At 58.5% G+C, this 21,000-nt stretch carries 22 protein-coding genes; 13 read left to right on the top strand and 9 right to left on the bottom strand.

Going from position 1 to position 21,000, the window contains the following annotated elements; all coding sequences use genetic code 11:
• Positions 1-38 precede the first annotated feature (38 nt).
• Together ychF and I2I05_RS07530 are read right to left on the bottom strand one after the other, a co-directional pair.
• Positions 39-1,139, bottom strand: a complete 1,101-nt coding sequence (ychF, locus tag I2I05_RS07535) for a redox-regulated ATPase YchF (protein ID WP_196281628.1) — start codon at positions 1,137-1,139, stop codon at positions 39-41.
• Between the two features lie 208 nt (positions 1,140-1,347).
• Positions 1,348-1,716 carry a DUF3276 family protein gene (locus I2I05_RS07530; protein ID WP_196281627.1) on the bottom strand — a complete coding sequence of 123 codons (369 nt, stop codon included), beginning with the start codon at positions 1,714-1,716 and terminating at the stop codon, positions 1,348-1,350.
• A 261-nt stretch (positions 1,717-1,977) separates the two neighbouring features.
• Here I2I05_RS07530 and I2I05_RS07525 point away from each other — a divergent pair, with 261 nt between their 5' ends.
• The 6 genes from I2I05_RS07525 (at position 1,978) to I2I05_RS07500 (ending at position 6,202) form a co-directional block, all read left to right on the top strand.
• Positions 1,978-2,895: a DUF58 domain-containing protein gene (locus tag I2I05_RS07525; protein WP_196281626.1), complete on the top strand. Its 918-nt coding sequence runs from the start codon at positions 1,978-1,980 to the stop codon at positions 2,893-2,895.
• A 35-nt stretch (positions 2,896-2,930) separates the two neighbouring features.
• Positions 2,931-3,146: a hypothetical protein gene (locus tag I2I05_RS07520; protein WP_196281625.1), complete on the top strand. Its 216-nt coding sequence runs from the start codon at positions 2,931-2,933 to the stop codon at positions 3,144-3,146.
• A gap of 82 nt (positions 3,147-3,228) precedes the next feature.
• The gene (locus I2I05_RS07515) at positions 3,229-3,426 is read left to right on the top strand and encodes a hypothetical protein (RefSeq protein WP_196281624.1); all 198 of its coding nucleotides are present in this window, start codon (positions 3,229-3,231) and stop codon (positions 3,424-3,426) included.
• A 56-nt stretch (positions 3,427-3,482) separates the two neighbouring features.
• Entirely contained in the window at positions 3,483-3,947 is a 465-nt protein-coding gene (locus tag I2I05_RS07510) for a hypothetical protein (RefSeq protein WP_196281623.1), read from the top strand.
• Positions 3,948-4,302: 355 nt separating this feature from the next.
• Positions 4,303-4,812 (top strand): DUF7878 domain-containing protein, encoded by a 510-nt coding sequence (locus tag I2I05_RS07505; protein WP_196281622.1) that lies wholly within the window; start codon positions 4,303-4,305, stop codon positions 4,810-4,812.
• Positions 4,813-4,891: 79 nt separating this feature from the next.
• Complete coding sequence (locus I2I05_RS07500; protein ID WP_196281621.1) at positions 4,892-6,202, top strand: cystathionine gamma-synthase family protein; 1,311 nt, start codon at positions 4,892-4,894, stop codon at positions 6,200-6,202.
• A gap of 64 nt (positions 6,203-6,266) precedes the next feature.
• On the opposite strand, the gene I2I05_RS07495 is transcribed toward I2I05_RS07500, so the two are convergent.
• Positions 6,267-7,028 carry an SDR family NAD(P)-dependent oxidoreductase gene (locus I2I05_RS07495; RefSeq protein ID WP_196281620.1) on the bottom strand — a complete coding sequence of 254 codons (762 nt, stop codon included), beginning with the start codon at positions 7,026-7,028 and terminating at the stop codon, positions 6,267-6,269.
• A gap of 78 nt (positions 7,029-7,106) precedes the next feature.
• The gene (locus I2I05_RS07490; protein ID WP_317192328.1) at positions 7,107-7,442 is read right to left on the bottom strand and encodes a helix-turn-helix domain-containing protein; all 336 of its coding nucleotides are present in this window, start codon (positions 7,440-7,442) and stop codon (positions 7,107-7,109) included.
• Here I2I05_RS07490 and I2I05_RS22135 point away from each other — a divergent pair, their 5' ends adjacent.
• From I2I05_RS22135 to I2I05_RS07475, 4 genes are all read left to right on the top strand, one after another.
• Positions 7,443-7,574: a hypothetical protein gene (locus I2I05_RS22135; protein ID WP_262895145.1), complete on the top strand. Its 132-nt coding sequence runs from the start codon at positions 7,443-7,445 to the stop codon at positions 7,572-7,574.
• Between the two features lie 281 nt (positions 7,575-7,855).
• Complete coding sequence (locus tag I2I05_RS07485) at positions 7,856-9,229, top strand: OmpA family protein (RefSeq protein WP_196281619.1); 1,374 nt, start codon at positions 7,856-7,858, stop codon at positions 9,227-9,229.
• 132 nt (positions 9,230-9,361) lie between these two features.
• Entirely contained in the window at positions 9,362-9,742 is a 381-nt protein-coding gene (locus I2I05_RS07480; RefSeq protein ID WP_196281618.1) for a PH domain-containing protein, read from the top strand.
• Between the two features lie 129 nt (positions 9,743-9,871).
• A complete protein-coding gene (locus I2I05_RS07475; RefSeq protein ID WP_230688214.1) occupies positions 9,872-10,321 on the top strand; it encodes a hypothetical protein in 450 nt (149 codons plus the stop codon).
• A gap of 104 nt (positions 10,322-10,425) precedes the next feature.
• Here the strand turns inward: I2I05_RS07475 and I2I05_RS07470 are convergent, their stop codons facing one another.
• The 5 genes from I2I05_RS07470 to I2I05_RS07450 form a co-directional block, all read right to left on the bottom strand.
• Entirely contained in the window at positions 10,426-11,397 is a 972-nt protein-coding gene (locus tag I2I05_RS07470) for a deoxyhypusine synthase family protein (RefSeq protein ID WP_196281617.1), read from the bottom strand.
• Between the two features lie 149 nt (positions 11,398-11,546).
• Positions 11,547-12,086, bottom strand: a complete 540-nt coding sequence (hslV, locus tag I2I05_RS07465) for an ATP-dependent protease subunit HslV (protein WP_196281616.1) — start codon at positions 12,084-12,086, stop codon at positions 11,547-11,549.
• A gap of 136 nt (positions 12,087-12,222) precedes the next feature.
• A complete protein-coding gene (locus I2I05_RS07460) occupies positions 12,223-14,736 on the bottom strand; it encodes a TonB-dependent receptor (protein WP_317192327.1) in 2,514 nt (837 codons plus the stop codon).
• Between the two features lie 177 nt (positions 14,737-14,913).
• On the bottom strand, positions 14,914-16,674 hold the full coding sequence (locus I2I05_RS07455) for a pyruvate dehydrogenase complex dihydrolipoamide acetyltransferase (protein ID WP_196281614.1): 1,761 nt from the start codon (positions 16,672-16,674) through the stop codon (positions 14,914-14,916).
• Positions 16,675-16,809: 135 nt separating this feature from the next.
• Complete coding sequence (locus I2I05_RS07450) at positions 16,810-17,433, bottom strand: histidine phosphatase family protein (RefSeq protein ID WP_196281613.1); 624 nt, start codon at positions 17,431-17,433, stop codon at positions 16,810-16,812.
• 142 nt (positions 17,434-17,575) lie between these two features.
• Between I2I05_RS07450 and I2I05_RS07445 the strand changes: the two genes are divergently transcribed.
• The 3 genes from I2I05_RS07445 to menD are packed head-to-tail and all read left to right on the top strand — an operon-like array spanning position 17,576 to position 20,968.
• Positions 17,576-18,010 carry a hotdog fold thioesterase gene (locus I2I05_RS07445; RefSeq protein ID WP_196281612.1) on the top strand — a complete coding sequence of 145 codons (435 nt, stop codon included), beginning with the start codon at positions 17,576-17,578 and terminating at the stop codon, positions 18,008-18,010.
• Positions 18,010-19,239 (top strand): chorismate-binding protein, encoded by a 1,230-nt coding sequence (locus tag I2I05_RS07440; RefSeq protein WP_196281611.1) that lies wholly within the window; start codon positions 18,010-18,012, stop codon positions 19,237-19,239. The genes I2I05_RS07445 and I2I05_RS07440 overlap by 1 nt, the downstream gene beginning before the upstream one ends.
• A 19-nt stretch (positions 19,240-19,258) precedes the next feature.
• Complete coding sequence (gene menD, locus I2I05_RS07435; protein ID WP_196281610.1) at positions 19,259-20,968, top strand: 2-succinyl-5-enolpyruvyl-6-hydroxy-3-cyclohexene-1-carboxylic-acid synthase; 1,710 nt, start codon at positions 19,259-19,261, stop codon at positions 20,966-20,968.
• The last annotated feature ends 32 nt before the right edge of the window (positions 20,969-21,000 follow it).

The following is a 21,000-nucleotide window of genomic DNA, read 5'->3' as shown; positions in this document are numbered from 1 at the left end:
AGCGGCTTTTTTGTTGGGCTAATCCGGTGAATTAACACTTACACGTTGAAGCGGAAGTGCATGATGTCACCGTCCTGCACCACGTAGTCTTTGCCTTCAACCGACATTTTGCCGGCTTCTTTGATTTTTACTTCAGTCTTGTATTCCTGGTAATCCGGCAGCTTGATAACCTCGGCGCGGATGAAGCCTTTCTCGAAATCGGAGTGAATAACACCGGCCGCGGCGGGCGCTTTGTCGCCGCGGTGAATGGTCCAAGCGCGCACTTCCTGCACGCCGGCGGTGAAGTAGGTAATCAGGTTCAACAGTTCGTAGCTGGCCCGGATTAGCTTGTTCAGGCCCGACTCGGTGAGGCCGTATTCGCCCAGGAACATGGCTTTTTCCTCGGGGTCTTCCATTTCGGCAATCTGCGCTTCGATGGCGGCCGAAACGAGTACGACTTGGGCACCTTCAGCTTTCACGTGCTCGCGCAGGGCGGTTACGTGGTTGTTGCCGTTGCTGGCAATGCTGGCTTCGTCCACGTTGGCCACGTAAATCACGGGCTTGATGGTGAGCAGCTGCAAATCGGCCACGGCCTCCAGCTCATCCGGCGTAGCCTGGATGGCGCGGGCGTTCTGGCCAGCCTCCAAGGCGTCTTTGAAGCGCTGGAGCACGGCCACTTCCTTCTTGGCCACGGCATCGCCGCCCTTGGCGCTGCGCTCCGATTTCACCAGTTTCTTATCAACGCTCTCCAAATCCTTGATTTGCAGCTCGGTGTCGATAACGTCCTTATCAAAAACCGGGTCCACGCCGCCAGCTACGTGCACGATGTTGGGGTCGTCGAAGCAGCGCACTACGTGGATAATGGCGTCGACCTCGCGAATGTTGGCCAGAAACTTATTGCCCAGGCCTTCGCCCTTGCTGGCGCCTTTCACAAGACCGGCAATGTCGACAAACTCGATGATGGTGGGCAGCACGCGCTTGGGGTTCACCAGGCCTTCCAGAATCTGGAGCCGCTCATCGGGCACCGTAATCACGCCCACGTTGGGCTCGATGGTGCAAAAAGGGTAGTTGGCCGATTCGGCCTTGGCGTTCGAAAGCGCGTTGAAAAGAGTGGATTTACCGACGTTCGGCAAGCCGACGATACCGCAGCGGAGGCCCATAGTGGGAGTGAATGAGTGACAAAGTGAGTGAGCGAATTGCTGGCAATTCGGCCGCAAAGGTACACAGACGCGCAAGCGTAGCACGCCGTTTGCGCCACTCGGTCCGATTTCGTGCCCCAATACCCCAAACGGGTGCTTCGGGCTACACCAAAAACGGCGCGCACGGACTTGCATCCGCGCGCGCCGTTGGCGGGTATCGGTCCAGAAATTAGTAGTTCTCCTCGCTCTTGTTGGGGTCGAAAGCCGGGCGCTCGAACTCTTGGCGGGGCCGGTCCCGGTCGTCGAAGTCCCGCGGGCGGTCGAGTTCAGCCACTTCCTCCGGCGTCAGCAATTCCTCCCGAACGTATTCTACGGCGTCCTGCAGGGCATCTACGAATTTGAGAAAATCTTCCTTGTAGAGAAAGATTTTGTGCTTTTCGTAGGAAACCGAGTCGTCGCTGTTCTGGCGGCGCTTGCTCTCGGTGATGGTCAGGTAGTAATCCTGACCGCGGGTGGCTTTCACGTCGAAGAAGTACGTGCGCTTACCGGCTTTTATACGTTGGGAATAAATTTCTTCCTGGTCGTGACGGTCGTCCACGGGAATGGGAGGGGGTATGAGTGGAAAATAAAGTCGGGTGGTTGATTGAAAGGCCTAACTTACGAATGTCTGGGCAAAGAAAAACACCGCCGTAGCAGTCGGGTTTACTAATTAAACTTTGGAATGAACCGCACAGCCGCCGTTGGCAAGCGCATCGGCGTCTCGTGGCTCGCTATTTTGATACGCTGAACCTGCGCCTCCAACTGCTTCGTTGCAGCGTGCGAATTCGAGTGCCGTTCTTTATGCTTTAAACCCTGCCCCATGCCACTCGACCTTGCCGCCATCCGTTCGTTTGAAAACCTCGAGTTTTTGGCGCGCCAATTGGTTGATGGCTTCATCACCGGCCTGCACCAGTCGCCGTACCACGGGTTCTCGGTGGAATTTTCGGAGCACCGCCTCTACAACCCCGGCGAGAGCACGCGCCACATCGATTGGAAGGTTTTTGCCCGCACCGACAAGCTGTTCGTAAAGCGCTACGAGGAGGAAACCAACCTGCGCGCCCACATTCTGCTAGATGTGAGCCCCAGCATGTACTACCCCGCGCCGGGCTACGACAAGCTTAAATTCAGCATCTTGGCAGCGGCGGCCCTCACCACCTTGCTCACCCGCCAGCGCGACGCCGTGGGCCTCGTCACCTTTGCCGACACCGTGGAGTTGCAAACGCCCGTGCGCTCCACCAGCACCCACCGCCACACCTTGCTCCTGGCCTTGCAGCAACTGCTGGAGCGCCCGCCGGCACCCAAAACCGGACGCGGCACCGACGTGGCCGGCACCGTGCACGCCATCGCCCAGCAGATTCCCAAACGCTCGCTCGTCATCCTGTTCAGCGACATGCTGGGCCGCAGCGCCGCCGAGCAGGACGCCGCCCTGGCGGCCTTGCAGCACCTCAAGCACCAGCACCACGAAGTGCTTATCTTCCACGTGCTCGACCGTTCCACGGAAGCCAATTTCGAATTTACCGAGCGGCCCTACATCTTCGAAGACGTGGAAACCGGGCTGGAAATCAAGTTGCAGCCTTCGCAAATCAAAGCGCAATACCAAGCCGCTATGACGGCCTATGAGCAGGAGCTGGCCCTGCGCTGCGGGCAGCTACGCATCGATTTTGTGCCGGTTGATGTGCGCGAACCGTTTGAGAAAGTCCTGTATGCTTACTTGGTGAAGCGCGGCAAAGTCCGGTAAGCAGCTGTTTTCTAACTCACTATTCGAAAACCCGCATGCCATTTCTGGAAATTACGCTGGTGCTGGTGGGCGCCGTGGTGCTGTTTGCCCCCATCACGGGCTACATAGCTGCGAGCTACGGCCGGTCGTTCTGGCGCTGGTACGGCTTGGGGCTGCTACTCCCCTTCTTTTCAATGTTCGTGGCCATTTTCGTGGCCATCCGGAGCCAGCTGGCCGAGGAAAAGGCCAATCCCAAATTGCCGAAGCCCTGAGCAGGCGCCGCAGCCAGGCGGATTTCAGCCCCAAGTAGGGCGTAATTTTGCCGCGGCTAGCCTTGGCTGGTCCCTGCTTTTTATGATTGAAGTTCTCATTGCCATTCTGGGCCCCATCTTTTTCATGCCGCTGATGACGGCTTTTATGGCCTACAGCCACGAACGGTCCTTCTGGCGTTGGTTTGGCGTGGGGTGTGCTTTGCCCTACGTTTCCCTTTTCGTGATTATGTTCGTGGTGCATCGCGACAAGAAAAAGCTGGTCGCGGAGCCATTAGCCTGAGTCCATTTCTTTGGCAACGGGCGGATTCACCTTCTTCTTCACCCTTTTTCCCCTTCATGTCGGCATACTCTGTACTCCTCGCTTTGCACTCCTGGTCCCGCTGGCTCGTGCTCGTTTTCGGCCTCATCGCCATCTACCGCGCCTACGTGGGCTGGACCGGCTGCCGCCGCTACGTGGGCGCCGACAACGGCATGGGCGCCAGCTTTGTAGGCTCGATGCACTTGCAAGTATTGCTGGGCCTGGGCCTCTACTTCGGCCTCAGCCCCTGGGGCCTGAACGCCATGAAGCAAGCCGGCGCCATGAAAGACCCCACGGCCCGTTTCTTCGGCATGGAGCACGTGGTGGTGATGATTCTGGCCGCGGTGCTGGCGCAGGTGGGCCGCAGCCTTTCCAAGAAAGCCAGCAACGACACCCTCAAGCACAAAAAGGCGTTCACTTACTTCGGTATTGCCCTGCTCCTGGTGCTGCTCATGATTCCGTGGGGCATCTGGAATCCGGCGCGGCCGTTATTTCGTTTTTAAGTGCTAAGTTCGAATCCTGCTTCTCCGTCGCATCTGCTTGTTTATAGCTATAGTTTTTAACTCGTGTCCAGCGCGCCCAAACGTTCCTACTCCATCGAGGACTTTTCTGACTTAATCAATACTCGCCTTCAAGTCATTGAGCGTCAAAAAGAAGCACAGCAGCGCTACGGAAGCTTGCTGGCCGTATTGCGGCAGCAGGTAGACTCCTACCGCCTGCGGCGCCCGCGCAGTTGAGTTCTATTTTTAATTACTTGGAAACTTTAAAAAGCCTTCCCGTTGCATGACGGGAAGGCTTTTTTTCTGCCATTTCCCCTGTCAATTAAGCTTTCTTAAAAGAATTGCTCCTAACGCAATTATGCTAACTTATAAAATAGGGCCTCTCGAAACCAATTCCCCTCAAGACTACCTTAAGGAGAAAGAGTTACACAAGCACCCCATGGGAATATGGGCCTTTCGAAGTTTTAGCGGTGATTTTGAGTTCTTCATTAAACGCCACCTCGTACTGGCCGAAGGCGGTTGGAATGTGGGAGAATTGGCGATGCAACTGAACGATTGGCTTGAAACCGGTTTGCAAACCGACTTTCATTATGATTGCATGGACGCGGAGGAAAAAGACCTGTTCACGTTCATAAATCATGGTGGCACTTTTCAGTTTTACGCTGAATGGGCAGCAGAAGGCCTACCTAAACCCATTGCGCGTCAGGATTTGGAAGAATTTATTTCCGTCTTCCGGGCCGATGTTAAAGAGCGAATTGAATGCGAGCTTGGCTTCAATGTAAGCGCCTACTTAGGCCAATATCTACCCCTGAAATTAAGTTGCGTTCGCTTTATCGCGCACGCTGATGCGCCTCAAAGTAGCGGTTGAATTTTGTTGCGCAGGTTAGGGTCTGCCGGAAAAACTTACCTTCACGGCACGTTTATCCCTCCCACCCAACCCATTTTTCATGCCTACCATTCACGAACACGCCCAAATAGGCGGCCAAACCCTGCGCCCCGAAAGCTTGATGATGAGCTACGGCTACACACCAGCCTGGAGCGAAGGCGCCATCAAACCGCCCATTTTTCAAACCTCTACGTTCGTCTTTAAAAATGCCGAAGAGGGCAAGGCGTTCTTCGAACTTGCCTACGGCCTGCGCCAGGCCAACCCCGACGAGGAGATGGGCCTCATCTACTCGCGCCTCAACAACCCGAGCCTGGAAATTCTGGAGCACCGCCTCACCCTCTGGGATGGCGCCGAGGAAGCTGCCAGCTTTGCCAGTGGCATGGCCGCCATCAGCACCACGCTGCTGGCCCTGCTCAAGCCCGGCGATGTGGTGCTGCACTCCGAGCCGGTGTACGGCGGCTCCGATTTCTTCCTCAAAAACGTGCTGCCCAAGTTCGGCATCACGGCGGTCGGGTTCCGGCCCACGGCCACGCCCGAGGAGCTGACGGCCCAAGTGGCGGGCATCGAGCAGGGCCGCTTGGCCATGATATTCGTGGAAACCCCGGCCAACCCCACCAACCACCTCGTGGACCTGGAAGCGTGCGCTGCCCTGGCGCGCCAGCACGGCACGCCCGAACACCCCATTCGGCTGGTGGTCGATAATACCTTCTTGGGCCCAGTATTCCAACACCCGCTCAAGCACGGCGCCGACGTAGTGCTGTACTCGGCCACCAAGTTCCTGGGCGGGCATTCCGACCTCATTGCCGGGGCGGCCCTGGCCAGCAAGCTCCTGATGAAGGAAATCAAGGCCATGCGCACTTTTATGGGCACCATGTGCGACCCCAACACCGGCTGGATGCTCATGCGCAGCCTCGAAACCCTGAAATTGCGCATGGAGCGCGCGGCGCAATCAGCCCAACTCATTGCCGACTGGCTGCGCGAGCACCCGCTGGTGGCGCGCACCTACTACCTGACCCACCTCGAACACAACTCGGCCCAGCAGGACATTTACCGCCGCCACTGCCTCTCCCCCGGCTCCATGATATCCTTTGATATCCGCGGCGGCGAGGCCGAAGCCTTCCGCTTCCTCAACGCCCTCAAGCTCATCAAGCTGGCCGTGAGCCTGGGCGGCACCGAGAGCCTGGCCGAGCACCCCGGCACCATGACGCATTCCGACATTGCGCTGGACGAGCAGCGCGAAATGGGCATCACGCCCCAAATGATTCGCCTCAGCATCGGCGTAGAAGACCCGCAGGATTTGATGCTGGACCTGAGTCAGGCATTTGAAGCCGTGGGGCTGCCCAAGCAAGTGTCGGAAATGGAAATGGCATAATCCGTGAAACGCAAAAGCCCCGGCCGGAAGTTTTTCCGGCCGGGGCTTTTGCGTTTCACGGATTTTACAACGAATACCCGCCCGAGGCTTCAATGCGTTGGGCATTCACCCAACGGGCCGCATCCGAACACAGGAAGGTCACCACGCCGCCAATGTCTCCGGGCTCGCCGATGCGCCCCAGGGCCGTGTTGCCGCTCATGTAGGCCTCCAGTTGCGGGTGCGCGGTGCGGGCCGCGGCCGTAAAGTCGGTTTTGACGATGCCGGGCGCGACGATGTTGGCCCGGATGCCCCGGCTGCCCAGTTCCTTGGCTAGGTACTTGGTAAAAATCTCCACGGCGCCTTTCATGCTGGCGTAGGCCGCGTAGCCGGGCGTGGTGAAGCGCGTGAGGCCGGTGGAAAGATTTACCACGCCGCCGCCATCGGCCAGCAGCGGCAGCAGCGTTTGGGTGAGGAAGAAGACGCCCTTGAAATGCACGTTCAGGAGGCGGTCAAAGTTTTCCTCGGTGGTGGCGGCGAAGGGCGCGGCGGAGTCGATGCCGGCGTTGTTCACCAAGTAATCCAAGGTGTCGCGGCCCCAGGTCTGCTGCAATTTTTCGGTTACGGCTTGGGCAAAGGCCTCAAAGGAAGCCACCTTACCGGTATCCAGCGGCAGGGCCACGGCTTTGCGGCCCAGGGCTTCAATTTCAGCTACGACAGCCGCCGCTTCGGCCGTGCGGCTGTGGTAAGTAAGAATAATATCGGTACCGGCCGCGGCCAGTTGCAGGGCCATGTTTTGGCCTAGCCCACGGCTGCCACCCGTAATGAGGGCGATTTTGGGGATGCTCATCCGTTCGGTTTGATTTATTGTAGAGGATGGCACAAAGGTCCGGGCGCGGCGTGGCCGGCGGATGGTGACTGTTTCAGTTTAAATGGTGACTGTTTCCGAAGTTTCGGTTCGGTGCCGGGCCCATTCCTGCTCGCGGTATTGCTTGGGTGTGCAGCCCTCGAAGCGCTTGAAAAACTTGGTGAAGTTTGAGGGGTCGAAGGTCAGGTTGGCGGCAATGTCGGCCACGGGACGGGCGGTGTCGCGCAGCAACTGCCGGGTCACGTCCATGATGCAGCTCTCGAAAAACGTGCACGGCGACTGCCCCGTGGTTAGTTTGAGGGTGTTGCTCAGGTGCGTGGGGTGAATGCAGATCTGCCCGGCAAAGTCTCGGATTTCCAGCATTTCGGTGGCCCGGCCGGTGGCAATGTCGGCCACGTGCGCAACTACCAGCCGCTGAAAATCGGCGGTGATTTCGTGCTGCCGGGCCAGTTTTTTTTGGGTATGGGCGTGGTGGGCATTAGCTCAATGCGTTATGGGATATGGATTCTGCAAACGGAACGCGAATAGAAACAACAGTAGCAATCGAATGGCTAAATAAAATGCTGTGCTGCCAACCAGCCGGAGCGCGGCAGAGGTGCTTCACGTTCGCTCGCCGCTGCAGTCGTTTGGGTATCATTCGCCCGCGAGGCCTCGGTTTCGCCCCAGGCTCACGCCCTGCGCCACCAGACCGTATTGCACGTTTGGAAGAATAGAAAAACACCTAACCAATTCATTTACAATCTCATCACTAACATACCACCTCACAGATAATACGTAGTTTAGGAGTCAATCACCTTAATCCCCAAACCATGAGCACCAACCTATTGGACCTTGTGCAGCAGTATTTCGGCGGCGACACCGTGCGCCAAGCCAGCACCGCCCTGGGCGAAAACGAAAGCAACATCGGGACCGCGCTACACGGGGTAGTACCCATGGTGCTCGGGAGTGTGTTTGCCCGCTCGCAACAGCCGGGGGGCAGTGAAGAATTACTCAGCATGTCACAACAAGCGCATAGCAGCGGCATCTTGGGCAATATGGGCAACCTGTTCAGGGGCCTGGGCAAAGGCGGCACGCCTGCCCCCGCTGCCGATGGGGGCCTGATGGCTCGCGGCGCCGATTTTCTGCGCTCGGTGCTGGGCACGGGCTACACCCCGGCCGTGGAAGGCGTGAGCCGGCAGGCCGGCGTGCAAACGTCCACGGTGAGCAGCCTGATGAGCATGGCCATGCCGGTGGTGCTGGGCGTGCTGGGCCGGCACACCGCCGAAAACAAGCTGGACGGCAATGGCCTCCGCACCTACCTGAACAGCCAGCGCGGCAGCATCATGGGGGCGCTGAGCAGACTACCCGCGGGCCTGGGCACGGTGCTATCGGGCCTGGGGCTGGGAACCGTCGCCGCGGGCCTGGGAAATGCCGCGCACGACGTGGGCAGCACGGTTTCGGCAGCTGCCAACCGTGCCGGCGACTCCTTCCGCGATTCACCCCGCGACGAGCGTGGTGCTACCTCCTCGCCGAGCCGCTGGCCCTGGCTGGTGTTGCTGCTGCTAGGCGCCATTGCGTTGATATACTTTATGCGCAGCTGCGACAAACAGCCCGACGCAACCGCGCCGGTCACCACGGAAACAGTGCCGGATACGACCACGACCACGGCACCCATCACGGCCACTGCCCCCACCGGCCGCTTCGATGAAGCCAGCGGCAACTATATCTACGACACCGGCGCCGATACCCAACTCACGCTTCCCAATGGCACGGTGCTGAACGTGGGCAACAATTCGGTAGAAGCCCGCATGTTTAATTTCCTGAACGACGCCAACCAAACCGTGAGCGACGACAAAACCGCGGGCTGGATGAGCCTGGACCGGGTGTATTTCAACACCGCCAAGGCCACGCTCACGGCGGAGTCGCAGGCTCAATTGAAGAACATTGCCGCCATTCTCAAAGCCTTCCCGAACGCTGCTATTAAGCTGGGTGGCTACACCGACAGCCGCGGCCAGGCCGCGCAGAACAAAACTCTGAGCACGCAGCGGGCTAATGCCGCTAGGCAGGCCGTTATCAACGCAGGCATTGCTGCCGCCCGCGTAACCGCCGAAGGCTACGGCGCCGAGCACCCCATCGCGAGCAACGATACGCCCGAGGGCCGTGCCCAAAACCGGCGCGTGGATGTGCGCGTCACCAAAAAATAGGACCTGAATCAACGTATTCGCTCCCTTGCTGACGTGCATTTGCATCGTGCGCCGGCAAGGGAGCAATTGCGTGCTAGCGAATCATCTACTATTTCTTATACTGCGGGATATCTCACCAACTCTCTCACCTGTATGGGCTTTTTTTCTGCATTAATCGGCAACGCGGGGGTTGTCCAACCCGCCGAGTTACACAGCGAATACGGCGTGCTGCTGGCGAACGGCGAGGCCATCGAAATCGGTTTTAAACTGGTGCGCGACGTCTTCATCTTCACCAACAAACGCCTTATACTCGTTGAAAAGCAAGGCATCACGGGCAAAAAGACGGACTACCTGTCCATTGCCTACAAAAGCATTTCCCGGTTTGGCATTGAAACGGCGGGCCATCTGGACCTTGACGCCGAATTGAAAATATGGGTATCGAGCGAAGCGCTACCCAGTATTGTGCGCAAATTCAACAGCCAGGTTAATATCTACGACGTGCAAAAGGTACTAGCCCAGCACGTACTGGGATAATAATTCCATAATTCACCTAGTATGTAACATTACATTGTCAAACTCTTTGCATTTCTTCTTGTCAATCCCATTTATTTCGACTGAATTTTGGGGTTTCCAATATTAGTAATTTACGCTGACCAAAATTTCATGAAAAAATCATTTTTTTTCTCTTTACTATTTTTTCTTCTCGCTTATAACTCTTTTAGTCAGGATACACCCGAAATTTTAGTAGCCAATTTTTTCAAAGCTTATCCGCAAGGTCCGGCGAAAGCCGTTGAAAAGCTTTACAACACTAATCCGTGGGTATCGCGCAATATGGATGCAGTTGAAGGGCTTAAGAATGAAATTAATAAGCTAACTCCCGAATACGTGGGCAAATACTACGGATATGAGCTTATTGTTAAACGTCAGATTGCGTCCAGCTTTATACTCCAATCTTACCTAGTGCGCTATGACCGTCAGCCATTGCGTTTTACATTCGAGTTCTACAAGGCTAACGACAAATGGTTTCTGTACGCCTTCAAGTTCGATGCTAACCTTGACGACGAACTAGAGGAGTCAGCCAAGCTAAACTATTTGCCTGCATCTGTAAATTAAAGAATTGCGGGCGCAGTAAACTCATCAAATCCATTAAAAAAAAAGCAAAAGAGCCTGCCGCTTCATAAGCGGCAGGCTCTTTTGCTTTTTAGGCTATGCAGCAATTACTGCCCCAGCACGATGGCAAACACCAGCGGCGCCACAATGGTCGCGTCGCTTTCGATGATGTATTTCGGCGTGTGTTCGCCGAGCTTGCCCCAGGTAATTTTCTCGTTGGGCACGGCGCCGGAGTAGCTGCCGTAGCTGGTGGTGGAGTCCGAAATCTGGCAGAAATACCCCCACAGCGGCACTTCGTGGCGGCCAAGGTCCTGGTGCAGCATGGGCACCACGCAGATGGGGAAGTCGCCGGCAATGCCGCCACCAATCTGGAAGAAACCCACTTTGCTCTCGTCGGTGGCCTGGGCAGTGTACCAGTCGGCCAGGTACATCATGTACTGGATGCCGGTGCGCATGGTGTGCACGTTTTTCACATCGCCCGTCATCACGTGGCCGGCGTAGATGTTGCCGAGCGTGGAATCTTCCCAACCGGGGCAGATGATGGGCAGGTTTTTCTCAGCTGCGGCCAGCATCCAGGAGTTTTTGGGGTCAATCTGGTAGTACTGCTCCAGTTCGCCAGAGAGCAAAATCTGGTAGAAGAATTCGTGGGGAAAATAGGCCTCGCCGGCCTTGTCGGCCTTTTCCCAGAACTTGAGCACCGAGTGTTCAAGGCGGCGCATGGCTTCTTCCTCTGGAATGCAGGTGTCGGTTACGCGGTTCATGTGGCGCTTGAGCAGCGCGGTTTCGTCGGCAGCGGTGAGGTCGCGGTAGTGCGGCACCCGCTCGTAGAAATCGTGGGCCACAAGGTTGAAGATGTCCTCCTCCAGGTTGGCGCCGGTGCAGCTGATGATTTGCACCTTGTCTTGCCGAATCAATTCGGCCAATTGAATACCGAGTTCGGCGGTACTCATGGCGCCGGCTAGGGTTATCATCATTTTGCCACCGTCGGCCAAGTGTTTGTTGTAGCCGTCGGCGGCATCGATGAGCGCCGCGGCATTGAAATGGCGGAAATGGTGGCGGAGGAAGTTGGTTACTTGCATGTGGGGTGGGTTATTGTCTGTATTGTTGACCGTCATGCTGAGCGCAGCCGAAGCATCTCTCCCGCGCAACTAATCAGAATTAGTATTGCGGGAGAGATGCTTCGACTGCGCTCAGCATGACGGTCTGATTGGTTTTTTCAAAGTCAAGCTTAAATAGGCGACTCAATCATCAAATTATGATTGGTGTAAATGCAGATGTCGGCGGCAATGTGGAGGGCGTCTTCCACCATTTGCCGGGCCGTCAAATGCGGCGCGTGCTTTTTGAGGGCCAGCGCGGCTGCCTGGGCATACATGGCCCCGCTGCCGATGGCGGCCACGTCGGAGTCGGGCTCTAATACGTCGCCGGTGCCACTAAGGATGAGTAGTTCGTCGCGGTCGGCCACCACCATCATGGCTTCCAGCTTGCGCAGGTACTGGTCTTTGCGCCATTCCTTGGCCAGTTCGATGGCGGCGCGCTTCAGGTTGCCGCCGTAGGCGTTCAGCTTCTCGTCGAACTTGTCGAGCAGCATGAAGGCATCGGCCGTGGAGCCGGCGAAACCAGTCACCACTTTCCCGTCCTGCAGCTTGCGAATTTTGCGGACGTTGCTCTTGGCCACCTGTTTGTCCATGGTGGCCTGGCCGTCGGCGCCGAGGGCAATTTCACCGTTGTGGCGAACGCCGAGAACGGTGGTAGAACGGATTCTGGTCATTGAATAAATAGCAGTTAATACGCTAGCACCGCGCTACTGGTACGAAGGGGCGAAATTACGCCGTACCGCTTAACCAAACCGCCCGGCCATGAAGACCGGGCGGTGGATAAGTGCTAATCAACAACTAGTAAACCGATTAAAAGCGGGCCTGCAATTTGGCGAAGAGGAAGCGGCCGTTGGCGCCCATCTGCACGGGGTCCCAGGCGCCACCGGTTTCGGTGCGCTGCGGGTCAAACAGCGTGGGGTATACGCCAAACAAGTTGGAGCTGCCCACCGCCAGCTGCAGGTGCGGAGTTAGGGCGTAGCTAAGCGTGAGGTCGGTAGTGATGCGCGAAGCGTAGTTCATCTCCTCGTTATCAAAATCGAGCAGCGTCACCTTGTCGAAACGCACGAAGCGCAACAGGGCGCCCCAACGGCTTACTTGGTAATCAAACGTCGCATTGATTTTGGAGGGCGGGGCCGAAGCCTTCACAAACGCCTGCTCGCGGGGGCCGAAGAAGTCATCCTCGCGACCGGCCAACCGACCTGACGTTTGCACGCGGTCGATGCGCAGGTTGTTGAAGTTGGCAGCCAGCGTGGTGGTGAGGCGGCCCGTGCCAACGGCCGTGAAGTGGTTCAGCACCACGTCGAGGCCCAGCGAGCGGGTGTCGGCGGCGTTGGCGAAAAACTGGGCCTGGTCTACATTCAGGGCCACTAGGTCGGCGCCAATCACGGGGTCGTCGGCCCCAAACTGGGTCGTGAGCACCACCCGGTCCTTCACCTTGATGTAGTAGCCGTCCACCGTCAGGCTCAGCGACGAACCCAGGCGGCTGGTGAAGCCCACGTTGGCGCTGGTCGAAGTTTCCTGCTTCAGCGACGGAATGCCGAGTTTTTGAGTCACGGCGCTGTTGTTGCGGGCCAGCAGCACCTCCACCGGGTCGCCGTTGATGAAGTTGGTAAAGGTTGAATTGAAGTTAATCTGCGCCAGCGAAGGCGCCCGGAATCCGGAGCTGACGGTACCGCGCACCGTGAGGAAGTCGGTCACGTTGTAGCGTGTCGATGCTTTGTAGTTCAGCGTGCTGCCGAAGTCGCTGTAGTTTTCAAAGCGAAGAGCGCCCGCCAGCAGCCAGCGCTGGGTCACGCTCAGCTCCGCATCTACATAGGCACCCACGTTATCGCGCTGGGCTTTGATGGCGTCGCTGGGCTGGTAGCCCGGAAAGCCCTGTGAACCGCCCGACAAATCGGGGTCGTAGTTGCGGTAGGATGCTTCCTCCCCGGCAAACAAAGAGTACCACTCGCGGCGCGCCTCGGCGCCCGCCGCCACGTTGAGGCCCTGCAGCACCGTTTTGTAGTTGCGCGTCAAGCCCACGCTCACCACGTCCTGCTGCAGCTGGAAGCCGCCCGCGTTGAAAGAAGTCGGCGAGGCCGCGCCCAACGACGCATTTAGCGTATTGCGCAACCCGTACTCAAAGCGGTTGGAACCGAAGTTGTTGCTGATATCCAACTCCCACTCGCCCAACGCCGTGCGCACGCCGGCCACGGCCGAGGCATCCACAATGTCGCTAGTGATGATGGGGTCGAAGCCGTCGGGGTAAATGGCGGGCACGTTGCGGTCGTCGTCGGCAAAGCGCGTCCAAGCGTAGGCGTCGCCTTTGCGCTTGTTTACGCCGCCAAACACGTAAACGTGGGCCTTCTCGCTGAGCGCAAACTTGGAATTGAGGTACAGCGAGGCATTCGATATTTCCGGGTCGCCGTATTCGCGCCGGGCCAGGCCATTGGGTGAGGGCACGTTGGCGCGCTGGGTGTGCTCGCGCTTGTTATAGTCGAGCGTGGCGTTGATGAAGCTACCCTTTTCGCCCAATCCAATGCCGTAATTGACATTGGCATTAAGGTTGCCGCCGTCAAATTTCTTGTCGTCGCGTCGGTATTTGGCGTCATAAACGCCGTAGTTGGCGCTGGCCGTGAGCTGCTTCACCGAGCTTTTCAGCACGATGTTAATCACGCCCGCAATGGCATCGGAGCCGTACTGAGCCGCCGCGCCGTCGCGCAGAATTTCAATCCGCTCGATGCTGGCGGCTGGTATCACGTTCAGGTCGGTGCCGGTGTTGCCGCGGCCGCGCGAGCCAAACAGGTTCACCAGCGACGACTGATGCTGGCGCTTGCCGTTCACCAGCACCAGCGTTTGGTCGGGGCCTAGGCCGCGCAGCGAAGCGGGGTCCACATGGTCGGCGCCATCGGAGCCGGTTTGGCGGTTCGAGTTGAACGAGGGCGCCACGAACTGCAGCAGCTGGTTCACGTCGAGCTGGCCGGTTTTGGCCGTCACTTCGCGAATGTCGATGATGTCCACCGGCGAGGGCGAATCGGTCACGGAACGGTTGGCGCTGCGCGAGCCCACCACCTGCACAGCATCAAGGCTGGTGCTGCTTTCGGCCAGGCTGATGCTGAGGGCACTCCCGTCGCCGGCCACCTCCTGGGTGGTATAGCCCAACGAGCTGATAACGAGGCGCGGCTGCGCGGTGCGCGTACGCAGCGTGAATCGGCCATCGCCACCGGTGGAGGTACCGTTGTTAGTGCCTTTTTCCACCACCGTGGCGCCGATTACGGGCCGGCCGGCGGGGTCCAGCACTTGCCCGGTCAGCGCAGCGTTTTGGCCCCAGGCTATACTGCTCACAAGGCAGATTGGGGCAAGCAATAAACTGTGTTTCATCGCCATAGTAGCAGGTTAAAGAGGAGTTGGTGTTTGTAGAATTGGGGAAATCAAGTATTACAATGAATGCAAGCTAGCTCATCTGAGCACAAAAAAACCAGCCGGTCGGGGCTGGTTTTTTTGAAAATGACTTTATCAGGCTCAGATGAGCATGCGCATGGGGTCTTCCAGCAAGCCTTTCAACGTTTGGAGGAAGGCAGCGCCGGTGGCACCGTCTACCACGCGGTGGTCGCAGCTCAGGGTCACTTTCATGATGTTGCCGACCACAATCTGGCCGTCCTTCACGATGGGCGTCTGCTTGATGCCGCCCACGGCCAGGATGCAGGCATCGGGCGGGTTGATGATGGCCGTGAACTCGTCGATGCCGAACATGCCCAGGTTGGAAATGGTGAAGGTGCTGCCCTCCCACTCGGCGGGCTGTAGCTTCTTGGTTTTGGCTTTGCCGGCCAGTTCCTTCACTTCAGTGGCAATCTGCGAGAGGCCTTTCTGGTCGGCGTTGCGAATCACGGGCACCAACAGTCCTTCGTCCACGGCCACGGCCACGCCGATGTTGATGAGCTTGTTCTGACGGATTTTATCGCCTAGCCACGAGGAGTTAACCACCGGATGCTGGCGCAGCGCCACAGCGGCCGACTTCAACACCAAGTCGTTAAACGACAGCTTAATGGGCGACAGCTCGTTGAGCCGCACGCGGGCTTCGATGGCTTTGTCCATGTTGATTTCCATCGTGAGATAGAAATGCGGCGCCGTGAACAGGCTTTCCGAGAGGCGCTTGGCAATCACCTTGCGCATCTGCGACACGGGCGTGTCGGTGTAAGTAGCATCGGTAGCCGCCGCGGCCGGAGCCGGGGCGCTGGTTGGAGCGCTGGCTGGAGCACTTGCTACCGGCTGCGGGGCTGCAGCCGGAGCCGCTGGCGCAGCAGCCTGGGGCGCCGCAGCACCGGGCTGGAAGTTCTCCACGTCGCGCTGCACAATGCGGCCGTTGTCGCCGCTGCCCACCACCTGGGATAAGTTGATGCCTTTCTCTTTGGCAATGCTCTTGGCCAGTGGCGAAGCCAGAATGCGGCCGCCGGGTGTGGCTGGGGCAGCCGCAGCCGGCTGAGCGGGCGCAGATGCTACTGGCGTGGCTGCAGGAGCCTCGGCGGGAACAGGCACAGGTTCAGCTGCTTTGGGGGCTTCGGCAGGGGCGGCAGCGCCACCGCTGGTACCACCGAGCAGGGCCTGAATGTCAGCACCCTCTTCGCCAATAATGGCGAGGATGCCGTCAACGGCCACGGCTTCGCCGGCTTTGGGGCCAGTGTAGAGTAGGGTGCCATCTTCGTAATTCTCCAGCTCCATCGTGGCTTTGTCGGTCTCGACTTCGGCCAACACGTCGCCGGATTTCACTTTGTCGCCCACGTTTTTCAACCAGGCCGCAATGGTGCCTTCGGTCATCGTGTCGCTCATTTTGGGCATGCGCACCACCGTGGCTTTCTTGCCATTGGCCGGTGCGGCGGCTGGAGCTACGGCTGCGGCGGGTGCCGCTGGAGCGGGCGTTGGCGCAGGGGCGGGAGCTGCTTTTGGTGCTTCGGCCGCTGGAGCAGCGGCGGCTTCGGGTTTGGGGGCCTCAGCGGCGGGGGCTGCGCCGCCCTGCGCACCGGCCAGCAGGGCCGAAAAGTCTTCCCCTTCTTTGCCGACAATAGCCAAAACGCCGTCAACGGCCACGGCTTCGCCGGCTTTGGGCCCGATGTAAAGCAGGGTGCCGTCTTCGTAATTCTCAAGCTCCATCGTGGCCTTGTCGGTTTCGACTTCGGCCAGGATATCACCGGATTTAACTTTATCACCCACATTCTTGAGCCAAGCCGCGATGGTCCCTTCGGTCATCGTGTCGCTCATTTTGGGCATTTTTATGATTTCGGCCATCAGTTTGTCGCGCTTGTATTGAGGAGGCCAAAATTAGCCCGAAAAATTGGGGGTGCAATTATTGAAACCGGTCCACGTAATCTTTGCCCAGTCTTTGCCGGTTTATCAAAGAATCTACGCAGCTTTTAAAAAGCACTATGCCGGCACCTGCAGATGCGACACGTCGAGGAAGTTCTTCACAGTGAAGGACGTGCCGGTAAATTCCAGTTTATAGAGGCATAAGTTGCTGTGCTCGAAGCCCTCCATACACTGCAACGGATAGTTGAGTAGTTGGCAGAGCATCACCCGCATGGCGCGGCCGTGCATGCACACTAGCACCGTTTCTTCTTCGGGTCGGGACTTCAGGAGTTCAATAAACGGGCGTTGGCGAGCGGCCACGGCCTCGGGACTTTCGCCCCCGGTGAGGCGCGAACCGGTGCGGCCGGCCGCCCAGTCGGCCAATACCTGGCGGTACTCGGCATCCTCCTCCATGGTAATGCGGGTGCCTTCGCGAACGCCCCAGCTTATTTCGTTTAGGCCAGAATGGGCCTCGTGCGGCAGCCCCAGGTCCAGAAACTGCTGCACCGATTCCTGCGTGCGCCGCAGGGCCGACGTGTACACCTTATCAAAGGGCATGTGCCCGTAGGCGGCAAAAAACTGCGCAGCCTGGCGCCGGCCCGTCTCGTTCAGGCTCGAATCGACGCCGCTCCCCTGCACAATGCCTTGCACATTGAAATCAGTTTGGCCGTGGCGCAGAAGGAAGATGGTCCGGGGCCTCACGTTGCGTGGTAGTTTTGCATGCTCTTGCATTAACAATACGTCAAAGTACGAGGTTTTAACCCCGGCCGTTGGCCCATTTTATAAAATATCGGCGGTTAAACTGCTTTAAGAAGCATTTTCCGCACGCCTTGCCCCGCGCCCTATGAATTTGGAAGAAGTGAAGCGTTGGACGGCCTCCCGCCCTACCCTGGCCGATGCCCTCGGCATTGAAATCACCGATGTGGCCGAAGGCTACGTGGAAGGGCGCATGCCCGTGGATGGCCGCACCCACCAGCCCATGGGCCTGCTGCACGGCGGCGCTTCGGTGGCCTTTGCCGAAACGCTGGGCAGCATTGCGGCGGCCTTGCGCGTTGACCGTACTAAGCAAGCTACTGTAGGTCTGGAAATTAACGCCAACCACCTCAAAGGAGTTCGCGATGGCTGGGTGCGGGGCCGGGCGACGCCGGTGCACGTGGGCCGCAGCACCCAGGTGTGGGAAATCCGCATCACGCACGAAGAAACCGACGCGCTGGTGTGCATCAGCCGCATTACCATGGCCGTGATTGACCTGCCGGCTGCCCCCGCCAAAACCACCTGATGAATACCGGTGCCTTTCGCCAACTGCGGTGGCCCGCTGCCGCTGCGGGCCTCGATGCCTTAGGCCGGCTGCGCCACGTGGTGGCCGGTGCGCTGCGCACGGGCCGGCCGCTAGCCGTGTGGCGGGAGCCCGGCGCTAGTACGCCGCGCCTGCTGGTAGCGCGCTCATTGGAAGCGACCTACACCGGGCTGTCGCCGGCGCTTGATGCCCAGGCACCGGCGGGCTTTGCCTTCTTTCCATTCCGTGATTCCGACCAGAATCCGGCGCTGTTTCTGCCCGCCGATGTGGTGTACGATGCCAGCCAGCCCGAAATCGTGGGTGTATCGGCGGCTGCCCGCGACTTGGTGCCGGCCCTCACCGCTTGGCTGAGCGCCGCACTGGTTGAGGAACTGAGTTGGCACCGCAGTACCCAGCCCGCTCCCCACGCCGCCACCGAAAGCGAATACACCCAGCTGGTGCAGACCGGCGTAGAGGCCATTGAAACCCAGGAGGTGGTGAAAGTGGTGACTTCACGCGCCGCCCGCCGGCCGTTGCCCGCCGACTTCGACCCGCTCGTGGCCTTTGCAGAGCTTGACCGGAAATACCCACAGGCTTTTGTGTCGCTGGTGAGCGTGCCGGGCGTGGGCACGTGGCTAGGCGCCACGCCGGAAATTCTGGCCGAGGTCACCGCCGACGGCACTTTTCGGACCATGGCCCTGGCTGCCACCCAACCGCTGACGGCCAATGTTACCCCGCGCACGGCCATCTGGCGGCAGAAGGAAATTGAAGAGCAAGCTTTGGTGGCGCGCTACATCGTGAGTTGCTTCAAGCAACTGCGGTTGCGCGAGTACCACGAAACCGGGCCGCGGACGGTGATTGCCGGGCAGTTGCTGCACCTTCGTACCGATTTTGAGGTGAACCTGCAACATGTGCCGTTTCCCTCACTGGGCACCGACATGCTGCGGCTGCTGCACCCCACCTCCGCGGTGGGCGGCATGCCCAAGGTGGCCGCCATGCACTTCATTCAAAAGCACGAGGGCTACGACCGCGCTTATTACAGTGGCTTTCTGGGACCGGTAAATGTGGCCGCGCCTGGTATTGCCCGCCTCTACGTGAACCTGCGTTGCCTGCAAGTGCGCGCCGATGAGGCCATTCTCTACGCTGGCACCGGCCTGACCGTAGACTCCGACCCGGAGCGTGAATGGCAAGAGACGCAAATGAAATTGCAGACCATCGCCGCAGTCCTTTAATTCTACCCCAAGGCGCCCTATGCAAGCCGTTTATAACATCGCTGAAATCTGCGCCCAACACGGCATTACCGACGTGGTGCTTTCACCCGGGTCCCGCTCGGCGCCGCTCACGCTGGCTTTTGCTCGCCACCCAGCCCTAACGGTGCGCGTTGTGCCTGATGAGCGGGCCGCCGCGTTCATCGGCTTGGGCATTGCGCAGGCGCAGAAGCGGCCGGTGGCGCTGGTCTGTACCTCGGGCACGGCGGGCTTGAACTACGCGCCCGCCGTGGCTGAAGCCTTTTTCCAGCACGTTCCGCTGGTGATTTTCACTGCGGACCGGCCGCCGGAATGGATAGACCAGCTTGATGGGCAAACCATCCGGCAGCGCAACTTGTACGGCGCGCACGCCAAGGGTGAGTTTGAATTCCCGGTGGATACTGCGCACGCCGATGCCAAGTGGCATTCGGCCCGCATCGTGAACGAGGCCATTAATCTGGCGCAGGCCGCACCCGCCGGGCCAGTGCAGGTGAACGTGCCATTGCGGGAGCCGTTTTACCCGAAGGCGGGTGAGGAAATTGGGTATGAAAAGGCTGTAAAAATCACTCGCGAGTCAGCGCTTCCCGCCGAATTGTCAAGTGATGCGCATTCAATTTTTGTTGAGCAGCTACTCGCTTCCAGCAACATTTTGGTGGTTGCCGGCCAGCATGGTGCTGATAAGCAACTAATTCAACCTTTGACGGCATTTGCAGCCATCTACGGGGCGACGGTGGTAGCCGATACCATTGCCAATTTGGATGAAATGGGAGATGGCCTCATCGGCAAACATGATGTCTTTCTTGCGGGCCTGACCAGTGAGCAAAAGGCGAACCTCCGGCCTGATTTACTTATCACCTTCGGCCAGTCGCTGATTTCAAAAAGCCTGAAGTTGTTCCTTCGGGATGCTGCCCCTCGGTTTCATTGGCACATTCAAGCCACTGGAGCGGTAGCTGATACTTTCCGCAGCCTGACGTCAATAATTCGGGTTGAGCCCGCCACTTTTTTTGGTAGTCTGGCACTGGAATCAACTTCAACTGAAAGAAGTACGCCTTCGGTTTGGCAAGAGCAAGAATTGAAGGGGCACGCTTTTTTGAGCGGCTTCTTTTCCGCCTCTGCTCAGCCTTTCAACGAGTTTTCGGCTTTTCATTTAACGCTGGCGCAACTTCCAGAAACCACTGCCCTGCACCTCGCCAATAGCATGGCTGTGCGCTACGCCAACATTCTCGGCATCTCGCAAGGCAAGCAAATCGAAGTATTCGCCAACCGTGGCACCAGCGGCATCGATGGTTGCACCAGCACCGCCGTGGGCGCTGCCCTAGCGCAGCCCGAGCGTCCGGTGGTGCTGCTCACTGGCGACGTGGCGTTTTTCTACGACCGTAACGCGTTTTGGCATAATTACCCCACGCCAAACCTGCGCGTGGTGCTATTCAACAACCACGGGGGCGGCATCTTCCGGCTTATTGATGGGCCGCGGCAGCAGCCCGAGCTGGAAGAGTTTTTTGAGACGCGCCAGGTGCTCACGGCCGAGAATACGGCCAAGGATTTCAACCTACGCTATTTCTCGGTTTCAACGTTTGCCGAACTAGATGCCGCGCTACCGGTTTTCTTTGCAGCCAACGGCGGAGCTGCGATTCTGGAAATCTTTACGTACTCCAAAACCAACGCGGCTTTTTTCGAAGAATACCGCGCCGCGGTCAAACAAGCTTTTTCTTAATTGTCATGCTGACGAAGGAAGCATCTTATCAC

Source organism: Hymenobacter jeongseonensis, from assembly GCF_015694725.1.
Lineage (GTDB): Bacteria > Bacteroidota > Bacteroidia > Cytophagales > Hymenobacteraceae > Hymenobacter > Hymenobacter jeongseonensis.
The sequence above is the reverse complement of the archived record's forward strand: the minus strand, read 5'-3'. Positions and strand labels throughout refer to the sequence as shown.

Coding starts and splice junctions, on each gene's coding strand:
- I2I05_RS07445 (WP_196281612.1), top strand. CDS start 17,576: ATGAATTTGGAAGAAGTGAAGCGTTGGACGGCCTCCCGCCCTACCCTG.
- I2I05_RS07455 (WP_196281614.1), bottom strand. CDS start 16,674: ATGGCCGAAATCATAAAAATGCCCAAAATGAGCGACACGATGACCGAA.
- ychF (WP_196281628.1), bottom strand. CDS start 1,139: ATGGGCCTCCGCTGCGGTATCGTCGGCTTGCCGAACGTCGGTAAATCC.
- I2I05_RS07495 (WP_196281620.1), bottom strand. CDS start 7,028: ATGAGCATCCCCAAAATCGCCCTCATTACGGGTGGCAGCCGTGGGCTA.
- I2I05_RS07480 (WP_196281618.1), top strand. CDS start 9,362: ATGGGCTTTTTTTCTGCATTAATCGGCAACGCGGGGGTTGTCCAACCC.
- I2I05_RS07485 (WP_196281619.1), top strand. CDS start 7,856: ATGAGCACCAACCTATTGGACCTTGTGCAGCAGTATTTCGGCGGCGAC.
- I2I05_RS07505 (WP_196281622.1), top strand. CDS start 4,303: ATGCTAACTTATAAAATAGGGCCTCTCGAAACCAATTCCCCTCAAGAC.
- I2I05_RS07520 (WP_196281625.1), top strand. CDS start 2,931: ATGCCATTTCTGGAAATTACGCTGGTGCTGGTGGGCGCCGTGGTGCTG.
- I2I05_RS07440 (WP_196281611.1), top strand. CDS start 18,010: ATGAATACCGGTGCCTTTCGCCAACTGCGGTGGCCCGCTGCCGCTGCG.
- I2I05_RS07475 (WP_230688214.1), top strand. CDS start 9,872: ATGAAAAAATCATTTTTTTTCTCTTTACTATTTTTTCTTCTCGCTTAT.
- hslV (WP_196281616.1), bottom strand. CDS start 12,086: ATGACCAGAATCCGTTCTACCACCGTTCTCGGCGTTCGCCACAACGGT.
- I2I05_RS07515 (WP_196281624.1), top strand. CDS start 3,229: ATGATTGAAGTTCTCATTGCCATTCTGGGCCCCATCTTTTTCATGCCG.
- I2I05_RS07525 (WP_196281626.1), top strand. CDS start 1,978: ATGCCACTCGACCTTGCCGCCATCCGTTCGTTTGAAAACCTCGAGTTT.
- I2I05_RS07500 (WP_196281621.1), top strand. CDS start 4,892: ATGCCTACCATTCACGAACACGCCCAAATAGGCGGCCAAACCCTGCGC.
- I2I05_RS07470 (WP_196281617.1), bottom strand. CDS start 11,397: ATGCAAGTAACCAACTTCCTCCGCCACCATTTCCGCCATTTCAATGCC.
- menD (WP_196281610.1), top strand. CDS start 19,259: ATGCAAGCCGTTTATAACATCGCTGAAATCTGCGCCCAACACGGCATT.
- I2I05_RS07510 (WP_196281623.1), top strand. CDS start 3,483: ATGTCGGCATACTCTGTACTCCTCGCTTTGCACTCCTGGTCCCGCTGG.